The sequence below is a fragment of the Ruminococcus sp. YRD2003 genome, from assembly GCA_900109435.1.
GTDB classification, from domain to species: domain Bacteria; phylum Bacillota; class Clostridia; order Oscillospirales; family Ruminococcaceae; genus Ruminococcus; species Ruminococcus flavefaciens_G.
In genome coordinates this window covers 176,758-185,977 of sequence record FNZT01000008.1, presented here as the reverse complement: position 1 = coordinate 185,977, position 9,220 = coordinate 176,758, and the positions used below count along the sequence as shown (strand labels likewise).

General features: G+C 51.4%; 7 protein-coding genes. 4 read left to right on the top strand and 3 right to left on the bottom strand.

The window, feature by feature from the left end; all coding sequences use genetic code 11:
• Positions 1-810 (top strand): dockerin type I domain-containing protein (locus BMX22_RS16440; protein ID WP_318259715.1); only part of this gene is annotated, 810 nt, incomplete at its 5' end.
• Between the two features lie 73 nt (positions 811-883).
• Here BMX22_RS16440 and BMX22_RS16100 read toward each other — a convergent pair.
• The gene (locus BMX22_RS16100; protein WP_143055498.1) at positions 884-1,069 is read right to left on the bottom strand and encodes a hypothetical protein; all 186 of its coding nucleotides are present in this window, start codon (positions 1,067-1,069) and stop codon (positions 884-886) included.
• A 270-nt stretch (positions 1,070-1,339) separates the two neighbouring features.
• On the opposite strand from BMX22_RS16100, the gene BMX22_RS08005 reads away from it, so the two are divergent.
• The gene (locus tag BMX22_RS08005) at positions 1,340-2,761 is read left to right on the top strand and encodes an alanine/glycine:cation symporter family protein (protein ID WP_177172994.1); all 1,422 of its coding nucleotides are present in this window, start codon (positions 1,340-1,342) and stop codon (positions 2,759-2,761) included.
• 95 nt (positions 2,762-2,856) lie between these two features.
• Here BMX22_RS08005 and BMX22_RS08000 read toward each other — a convergent pair whose 3' ends face one another.
• Both BMX22_RS08000 and BMX22_RS07995 read right to left on the bottom strand, forming a co-directional pair.
• Positions 2,857-4,242, bottom strand: coding sequence for a cellulase family glycosylhydrolase (locus tag BMX22_RS08000; protein ID WP_081349137.1), 1,386 nt, complete (start codon positions 4,240-4,242; stop codon positions 2,857-2,859).
• A gap of 118 nt (positions 4,243-4,360) precedes the next feature.
• Positions 4,361-6,538: a substrate-binding domain-containing protein gene (locus tag BMX22_RS07995; protein ID WP_081349136.1), complete on the bottom strand. Its 2,178-nt coding sequence runs from the start codon at positions 6,536-6,538 to the stop codon at positions 4,361-4,363.
• A 296-nt stretch (positions 6,539-6,834) separates the two neighbouring features.
• Here BMX22_RS07995 and BMX22_RS07990 point away from each other — a divergent pair, with 296 nt between their 5' ends.
• On the top strand, positions 6,835-8,235 hold the full coding sequence (locus BMX22_RS07990; protein WP_074741938.1) for a sodium-dependent transporter: 1,401 nt from the start codon (positions 6,835-6,837) through the stop codon (positions 8,233-8,235).
• A 41-nt stretch (positions 8,236-8,276) separates the two neighbouring features.
• Positions 8,277-9,176, top strand: coding sequence for a patatin-like phospholipase family protein (locus tag BMX22_RS07985; RefSeq protein WP_074741937.1), 900 nt, complete (start codon positions 8,277-8,279; stop codon positions 9,174-9,176).
• Positions 9,177-9,220: the final 44 nt, after the last annotated feature.

The following is a 9,220-nucleotide window of genomic DNA, read 5'->3' as shown; positions in this document are numbered from 1 at the left end:
ACTACCACAACAACAGTCTACACAACATCTACCAAGGAATCCACAACAGCTTCCACTACAACGGAAACAACTGAGGATACCACATCTACAACAACCTCCGGCACATCTACGACCACGACAACAGCTACAACAACTGAAAGCGGTACAACTGCTTCCACAACAGCAAGTACAACAGCTACCACGTCTGCTACTTCTTCCGAGAGCACAACAACTACTGCTACAACAACTACGACTTCAACTGTAAGCAGCACAACTGAGACCTCCACCACAGAGTCAACTTCTGACACAACCACAAAGGAGTCCTCAACGACTGCAACAACTACGACCTCGACTACTGCAACAACGACAGAATCCACCAAGGAGACAAGCAGCACAGCGTCAACGACAAAGTCTACAACTGAATCTGGAACCAGCACATCAACTACGACTTCGACAACAGAGACCGAGTCTACAGAGTCCACAACAACGACTTCCCAGACTACAACAGCCTCTACAACCGAAGAGCCTGTCTCGACCACAACTACTGAGACTACTCCTTCACAGCCTGATGACTATGATCTCGGAGATGTGAACGAGGACGGCAAGGTCGATGCTAAAGACGCTTCAATTGTGCTTGTCGCATACGCCAAGGTATCTACAGGCAGTGAGGACGGTCTGACAGAGAAACAGCACAAGGCTGCCGATGTCAACGCCGACGGTAAGGTCGACGCAAAGGACGCTTCCTCGATACTCGCGTACTATGCTATGGCTTCAACTGCTTCGGGTGATGTACCATCACTAAAGGAGTATATGACAGGCAAGACTTCATAACTGTACGAATAACGACATACAGCGAAATATCCGCCCAAACGGGCGGATATTTTTATGCTTGTTATGAACTCGTTTAAGTTGATGCGCCATGTCCTGCATCGAGGATAATGACCGGCAGCTCATCGTCCTGCATCAGCGCTGCCGGAGCCGCCCCACCGCTGTTCCTGCTGCTTATCACCGATACCGCTCCGACCGCCGCGGCGCAGCAGCACAGAGTAATTCCCGAAGCTATGAGCTTTATTCTGTTTTTATTATTCATTGTGAGCCTCCTGATTTTTTTGTAAATCATATGCGGCCATGCTCTGAAGTATACCGAACAGATCCAGCTTTTGAGAATGAGCTTGCGGAGCAGGCGAAGGACGAATGAGTCGTTCTTGCCGTCATTGCAGAGACCGCCTCCGAGTACGAAGCGCTGCAAAGCGGCAGTTTGATTTCAAGGGCGCTGAGAAATAATTGCTCGGATAAACATTGACAATACGGGAGATTTGTGATATAATTTTAACGAAGTTTGACACCCGGAGGTGCATCTTTGGATAAGATCAATGATTTTATAAGCGTAGCAGACAGCTATGTATGGGGACTTCCTCTCATAATCCTCATAATGGTATGCGGTGTGCTGCTCACGGCGAGGCTGAAGCTCCTTCAGGTACGAAGGCTCGGAACTGCGCTGAAGTATATGGTTAAGAACGAGGAGAACGGAAGCGGCGAAGTATCGAGCTTTGCGGCACTGTGTACGGCTCTTTCGGCGACGGTCGGAACAGGAAACATCGTCGGTGTAGCAACAGCGATAGCGGCAGGAGGTCCGGGAGCTCTTTTCTGGATGGAGCTTGCGGCATTTCTCGGAATGGCTACGAAATACGCAGAGGGACTTCTTGCAGTAAAGTACCGTGTAAAGGACGAAAACGGCAATTATCTCGGCGGACCTTTCTATTATATCGAGAACGGTCTCGGCAAAAAATGGAAATGGCTCGGCAAGATATTTGCGGTATTCGGACTTCTTGCGGGAATAATGGGCATCGGTACGATAACGCAGATAAACGGTATCACATCTGCGGCGAATACCTTTTTTGACCCTGATATGAAGCATACGGTAACGCTGTTCGGTATGGATTATACGTGGACGACGGTCATAGCAGGCGCACTGATAACGCTGCTCACCGCGCTCATCGTCATCGGCGGCATCAAGCGTATCGCGACAGTTTCCGAGGTCATCGTCCCGGTGATGATAGTTGCATATGCAGGCTGCTGTCTGACGATCATATTCTGTCACATCACAGAGATACCGTCAGCGCTCTCGGCGATAATCGAGGGTGCATTCAGCACGAAGGCTGTTGCAGGCGGTACTGCGGGAACAGTTATGATGTACGCGATGAAGAGCGGAGTTGCGAGAGGGATATTCTCAAATGAAGCGGGTCTCGGCTCTGCGCCTATCGCAGCAGCTGCCGCAAAGACGAACGAGCCTGTCCGTCAGGGACTCGTCACAATGACCGGCACATTCATAGACACTATCATCGTATGTACGATGACAGGACTTGCGATAATAATGTCCGGCAGTCACAACACAGCCGAGCTCAAGGGCGTAATGATAACGATGGACGCATTTGATTATGGTCTGCCGTTCAGCGAGAGGGTCTCGTCGTTCATACTTATGTCCTGCCTTGCGGTATTCGCATTCACGACTATTCTCGGCTGGAATTACTATTCCGAGCGCCGCCTTTCCTATCTTACAGGCGCGAACAAGTATGTTGCCGGCATTTACAGATGGGTATACATCGCTGCGGTATTCATCGGTCCCTATCTTGCAGTAGAGGCTGTATGGAACCTTGCGGATATATTCAACGGACTAATGGCTATTCCGAACGTAGTCGCGATAATACTGCTCTCCGGAGTTGTCTCCTCCGAGACAAAGGACTACATTGCAAGGCTCAAGGCAGGCAAGGTAGAAGAATAGCAGCTGAAGAATAATATAAAACGAAAAAGTCCGCACGGGCTGTGAGCGGCTTAGCCACAGCACCTGTGCGGACTTTTTCTGAAAAAAGGGAAATATTACTGTTTATTGAGGAGATCTTTTCTCATAAGGCAGAGGTCGAAGGTATCGAGTCTGCCGTCGCCGTCATAATCGGCGTTCTTCCATTCGGCGAGAGCTGCGTCAGGGCTTCCGAGCAGCCATTTCTGAGTTGTGACGAGGTCGGCTACCTCGAATGTGCCGCTGCTGTTCACGTCGCCCATAACGGGAGCGGGGACAGCCTGCTTCGGAGAAAACTCCTTGCCGCCTATCTCGAAGAGCTTCTTACGGAGCTCCTGATCCTCCATTTTGAAGGTCTCGCGGTTGTAGTGTCCGCCGGGAGTAGCCCACATAATGGGGCAGTGACCGTTTTTGTAAGCCTCCTCGCACACAGATGAGAGGAAGCGGCGCACCGATTCGGGCTCTTTATTCTTTGTGGGACAGCCGTATTCGCCGATGATAACGGGGATCCCCTTATCGGTGAAGTGCGACTTGAGTGTTGCCATATCGCTTCTGAGCGAGGCATAGTCCTGCTCGCTTCCCCAAGTGGGAGTAGCCTTGCCCCAGTCCGCGTCCTCCTCGAGGATAGCGAATCCGGCAGGCGAATAGTAGTGGACGGACACCGCCATACGGTTCGCGGGGTCAGACGGCATTTTGAACATATCATCACAGGTGCGGTCGATAGCTGTATTATAGCCCGATATGAGCAGATGACGCTTGGAGTTGTTTCCGCCTGAGCCTCTTACGACGTCCACAAATTTCTGATTTATCTCGTTGCAGAGCGCATATGATTCAGCCTTGCCGTCCGTACCGCCCCACGGGTTCCAAATGCTCTCCCAGCCGAGCTCCTCATTCTGGGATTCAAACATAAGGTAGTCGCTGTAATCCTTGAAGCTGTCGGCTATCTGTTCCCACATACGGGTATAGCGCTTCATACTCTCGTCCTTGTCATCGGGGAACTTGTTCACCCAGCCGCCGTCCCAGTGGATATTGATGATAGCGTACATACCGCTCTCGATAGTCCAGTCAACGATCTCATGAACACGTGCGTCATAATCAGGGTTGATAGTGTATGTACCGTCGTGCTCCATCATATTCGACCACGCGACGGGTATACGCAGGACGCCGAAGCCCTCCTTCGCCATTCCCTCTATCATTTCCTTAGTGATAATGGGACTTCCCCACGCCTTTTCGTAATCATTCGGAGTTCCGTCGCTCCATTTGGCTATCCAGTCCTCCTCGTACCAGTTCGGGCACGCCTCGAACGTATTTCCGAGGTTTATGCCGATACCCATATCCTTCACGAGCTCCGTAGTAGTGATGTCCCTCATATCGTCGTCGGCAGCTTCGACGCCGGTGAGTCCGGCATTTGCGGTGAGCAGCATAGCAGCTGCGGCGAGCGATGAAATGATTTTTTTCATCTTCATTCTGATCATTCCTCCTGATTTGCTGAAATAGACACGAACTATATTGTCATAATTATTTTACGCTCAGTGAGGAATGATAACAACCCATAATGTTGGCTTTTAGTGGACAAAACCGACACTATCCCTTGATAAGATTACGGTATCTGAGCGCAGGTATGCCGACATTTGCCGCGAACTGCCGCTGGAAGTATTTATAGTCGAGATAGCAGCACTTCTCGGAAATATCGGAAATACTCAGCGAAGTGGTGGCGAGGTAGTATTTGGCTTTGGCGAGGCGTGCATTTATACAGTCCTGATGAAAGCTGATACCGAAGCAGGACTTGTAATTGCGGCGGAAGGAGTCGATGTGTCCAGACGGGACGTTGTCGCTGTCGCGTTCAAAGGTGGTCTCGGTCTCGGTGTAGATGCGGATGCGGGATTCGAGCAATTCGCTGTAATACCTGTTTTTGCGTCGGAGAGACATTCTGCGCTGCTCGGCGCCGAGGACTTCCTCCGCGCGCTCCATGAGAACGTCAAAGCTGTCCTCTCCGCAGGGGATAGTGCAGCAGGCGAACGAGTTCATTCCGGCGTAGCTGATGTACGCGCGCTCTTGTACAAGAACGGAGCTCAGCAGGTCGGAGATCATTTCAGCCGTGGCGAGGCTCTGAACGATACAGATAAACAGGTCGTCGCCGATACGCCCTGAAACGTCGTGGTTGCCGCAGAATTTCGAGATAGCCCTTGCTGCGCCGAGGAACGCATCGGTGCGGCTGCGGACGTCCTCCTCGGTGAAACGGTGGGGAAATAGGTCGATACGGAGAGCGGTGAGAAAGAGAGTCTTGTTATCGTGTACGCGTATCGCCTGATACGCTCTCCGCAGCCCCTTCTCGTTGTTCATTCCGGTGAGGGTGTCCCTGTATTCCGAGACATTCTGACAGCTTATCAGATAGCGTATATCGTTTTTCAGGCGAAGGAATTCCAGACCGATAGAGACAGATTTCAGCCAGTGTCTGTAAACGTCGTCGTAGCTTTCGGGCGTGTCGTAGAGTATCGCCATATAGCCGAAGAGTTTCTGACCCGAAAACAGCGGATTGAAGTAGCACACTGCCGCGTCGCGCTCGTGAGCGAAGAATGTGCGCAGGTCGAACCTGTCCGATTCAAATGCACTGTCGGGACTGCCGCTTATCACGCTGACGGAGCGCATGATATCGGACTTGTTACTGCCCTGCTCATTCCAGTCGGAAAAGAGACTGAGATAGATATTCAGCTTGTTTCGGATAAGCCATTGATGCTCGCTGACGATACGGATAAAGCTCTCCATATCGCGGGCGAGAGTGAGGAGCTGCTCCATGGTGCTGAAGAGGCTTAGGTCGGTATAATCCCTGCGCTGCTCAGCGCTGCGGAGCTCGGCAAGTGTGAGTTCGTTATCGGGGCTGCACGGGCAGCTCCTGCCGAAAACGAAGCTCCCGCGCGGCGGGATGAACGCGGGCGGAGCGAGCCCCTCAATGAGATGCCGCAGGTGTCGGGCAGCAGACCTTCCGAGGTCAGGGCGGTTCTTGCGGAAGCAGGTGAGCGGCGGAGAATAGTACATTCGCCTGTCTGAGTATTCATAGCTTACAACGGTTATCTGTTCGGGTACATTTATGTGAGCGTCCGCGAATTTGCGCAGCATACCGTAAGCCATCATATCGCTCGCGCAGATGACAGCCTGCGGCATACGCAGCTCGCCGCTGATGTAGCGCTGAGCGAGCTGCTCTCCGGAGGTGAGCCAGAAGTCGCCGAAGAAGATACGGTTTCGGTCGGGAGTGATCCCGTGCGCTTCAAGTGCCCTGATATAGCCTTCTGTGCGGACGTGTGAAGCCTCGATGTTCCTGAGTCCGGTGAGTAAGTCGATGTCAGTGAAGCCGTGCTTCTCGATGAGGTGCGAGGTGAGCTCAGCAACATCGCCTGCATCGTCCGACGAGACCCGCGTGTATCTGAGCTCCTCGAATTCCGCGAGGCGCGTGCCTATACCGACTATCGGTATGTCTCTTCCTGCGAGGACAGAGGCGATACGCCGCCTGCTGGCTTCCTCGACGAAGGACTCGCAGAGGAGAATGATACCGCTTATATCGGGAGAGCGTATGAGGTCGTATATCTCCTGCTCGCACATCAGGTTGTCATTCTGCTGGACGGTATTGTAAATATTCGAGAAAACGACGGTCGCAAATCCGTTTTTCTTATTTTCCGAGATTATGCCGCTTAGCAGTTCCTTTTCTGCGAAGCCGTTCGCGAGAGCGGTTACAACGGCTATTATCGGTGCTTTTGAGAGATTCATTTTAAGCCTCCGTGTGTGTTATGTTAAGGCAATACCGCACAAAGCTTGTGCGGTGTTGCCTTAAGATAATTGTAGCATTTTGCGGCAGAAAAATCAATGGAAAATGCAAATTTTGTCCACTGCGAGGCCAGTATTTCGGTACTCCGCCGTCGCGGTGTCCGCGGAGTCTGTTTCGTGTCAAGCTTTCCGCAGCGTCAGTTTCCCGCCGCACCGCCCCTTGCTATTTGAAACAATATATGATATAATGATAGATAGACTGTCAAAAATTACTGACATTAATGAAAGGACATTGAAAAATGGCGGAAAAAACGAAAACAAACTCATCAGTGAACAAAGGCGGATTCGGCTCTAAGATAGGCTTCGTACTTGCCGCAGCAGGCTCTGCTGTCGGACTCGGAAACATTTGGAGATTCCCTTATCTCGCTGCAAAATACGGCGGAGGAATTTTTCTGCTGGTGTACATCATCTTCGCGGTGACGTTCGGCTTCACGCTCATGATAACCGAGATAGCCATCGGAAGAAGGACAGGCAAGAGCGTTATCGGCGCATATAAAGCTGTTGACAAGCGCTTTTCGGCTCTCGGACTTCTTGCGGCGGCTGTTCCCACGCTGATACTTCCGTACTACTGCGTTATCGGCGGCTGGGTCACCAAATACATGGTCGAATTCATTACCGTACACGGACATACGGTCGCGACCGAGACCTACGGCGACGGCTCGGTCACATTCTTCGATAACTTCATCTCGCACCCGATGCAGCCGACGATATTCTTCGTTATATATGTCGTGCTGAATGCTTCCGTGGTAATGCTCGGAGTTCAGAAAGGCATCGAGATACTCAGCAAGTTCCTGATGCCCGTGCTGCTTATCATCATCATCGGTATCTCGATATACACTCTCACGCTCGACGGCGCAGTTGAGGGACTGAAATATTATGTGCTCCCGAACTTCAAGGGCTTCACCTTCGATCAGCTTCTGAAGACCATCGTCGGAGCCATGGGACAGCTTTTCTACTCAATGTCGCTGGCTATGGGCATTATGATAACATACGGCTCATATATGCGGAAAGAGGATTCGCTTGAGCATTCGGTCAGACAGATCGAGATCTTCGATACACTCGTAGCATTCCTCGAAGGGCTCATAATCGTACCTGCTGTATTTGTTTTCTCGGGCGGGAGCACCGAAAAGCTGAATGCGGGTCCGAGCCTGATGTTCAAGACACTGCCGGCTGTATTTGACAATATGCCTGCGGGTGAGATCATCGGAGGAGCTTTCTTCATACTCGTCACACTTGCGGCTCTCACATCGTCTATATCGCTCATGGAGACCGTTACTGCCGTTGTGATGGAAAAATTCAAGCTTGGAAGAGTGGTGAGCTGCCTTATTGTTATTGCGGTAACGCTGGCTCTCGGAATGCTGTCTGTACTGGGATACAGCACATGGTCGGGCGTCAAGATCGCAGGTATGCAGTTCCTTGATTTCTTTGATTTCATCACAAACAACGTTATGATGCCTGTTCTCGCCTTCCTGACCTGCATTCTTATCGGCTATGCGGCAAAAACGACTTACGTCGAGGAAGAGGTGCTGCACGGCGAGAAAAAGTTCAAGGCAAAGCTGCTGTTCCGAGTGATGATCAAATATGTATGCCCTGTATGCATGATAATCATACTGCTCACACCGTTCATCACAACGATCTGAACGGCTGCAAAGAATAATACCAAACAGAAAGTGATGATATAATGGAAAGAAAGGTTTACCGACATCTTGACAAGCTCCCCTCGGGCAGAGCGGGAGATACTCTTACAAACGGCTGCATCGTGCTTGAGGGCGGCGGCTGGAAGGGACTGTATACCCTCGGCGTGCTCGACTGCCTGATGATGAACGATATAAATTTCACCTCGGTCGTGGGGTGCTCGGCAGGAGCACTGTCAGCTATCGGATACGTCTCGGGACAGATAGGCTGGGGAGCGAGGATCGACCTAACATACCGCCATGACTGGAATTACTGCGGGATAGGAGCACTTCTCCGCGACCACGGCATCACAGGGTTCTCATATCTGTTCAAGCAGATAATCAAGGAACTTCCGCTCGACAGAAAGCGCCTTTCCGACCCTTCGCGCAGACTGGCTGTATCCGCAACAAATATGCTTACAGGCAAGGTAGAATACTTTGAAAAGGGCAGATGCAACCTTTCAAGAGCAGTACAGGCATCGGCAACCGTACCGTATGTATCAATGCCGGTGAAGATAAACGGAGTGCCTTACCTTGACGGCGGCTGTGCGGAGAAGATACCGTTTCCGTGGGCGGAAAGCAGCGGCGAGAAGAAGATCGTCGTTGTGCGGACGAGAGAGCTCTCATACCGCCGTGAGCCTGGACTTTCACGAGCCGCAAGGTTCATGTACCGCAGATACCCCGAACTTCTCAACTCAATGGAAAAGACCAACGGGAACTTCAACTCAATGGTCGGGATGCTGGAAGAAAAGGCGTTGGCGGGTGAAATATTCCTGATAGCTCCGTCAAAACCTGTCACAGTCACAAGATTTGACGGCGACATGGATAAGCTCGGAGCGCTGTATCTGCTCGGTTTCAGCGACATGAAAAGCAGACTTGCCGAGCTGAGGGGATATCTCGGAAAATAAGGTGAAAAGCCGCGCAGAGTTTGCGGACAGATCCGTCAAATAAA

What these genes read in the sequence shown, in the direction of transcription:
- BMX22_RS16100 (WP_143055498.1), bottom strand. Translation starts at nt 1,069, where the DNA reads ATGAATAATAAAAACAGAATAAAGCTCATAGCTTCGGGAATTACTCTG.
- BMX22_RS08000 (WP_081349137.1), bottom strand. Translation starts at nt 4,242, where the DNA reads ATGAAGATGAAAAAAATCATTTCATCGCTCGCCGCAGCTGCTATGCTG.
- BMX22_RS07995 (WP_081349136.1), bottom strand. Translation starts at nt 6,538, where the DNA reads ATGAATCTCTCAAAAGCACCGATAATAGCCGTTGTAACCGCTCTCGCG.
- BMX22_RS07990 (WP_074741938.1), top strand. Translation starts at nt 6,835, where the DNA reads ATGGCGGAAAAAACGAAAACAAACTCATCAGTGAACAAAGGCGGATTC.
- BMX22_RS07985 (WP_074741937.1), top strand. Translation starts at nt 8,277, where the DNA reads ATGGAAAGAAAGGTTTACCGACATCTTGACAAGCTCCCCTCGGGCAGA.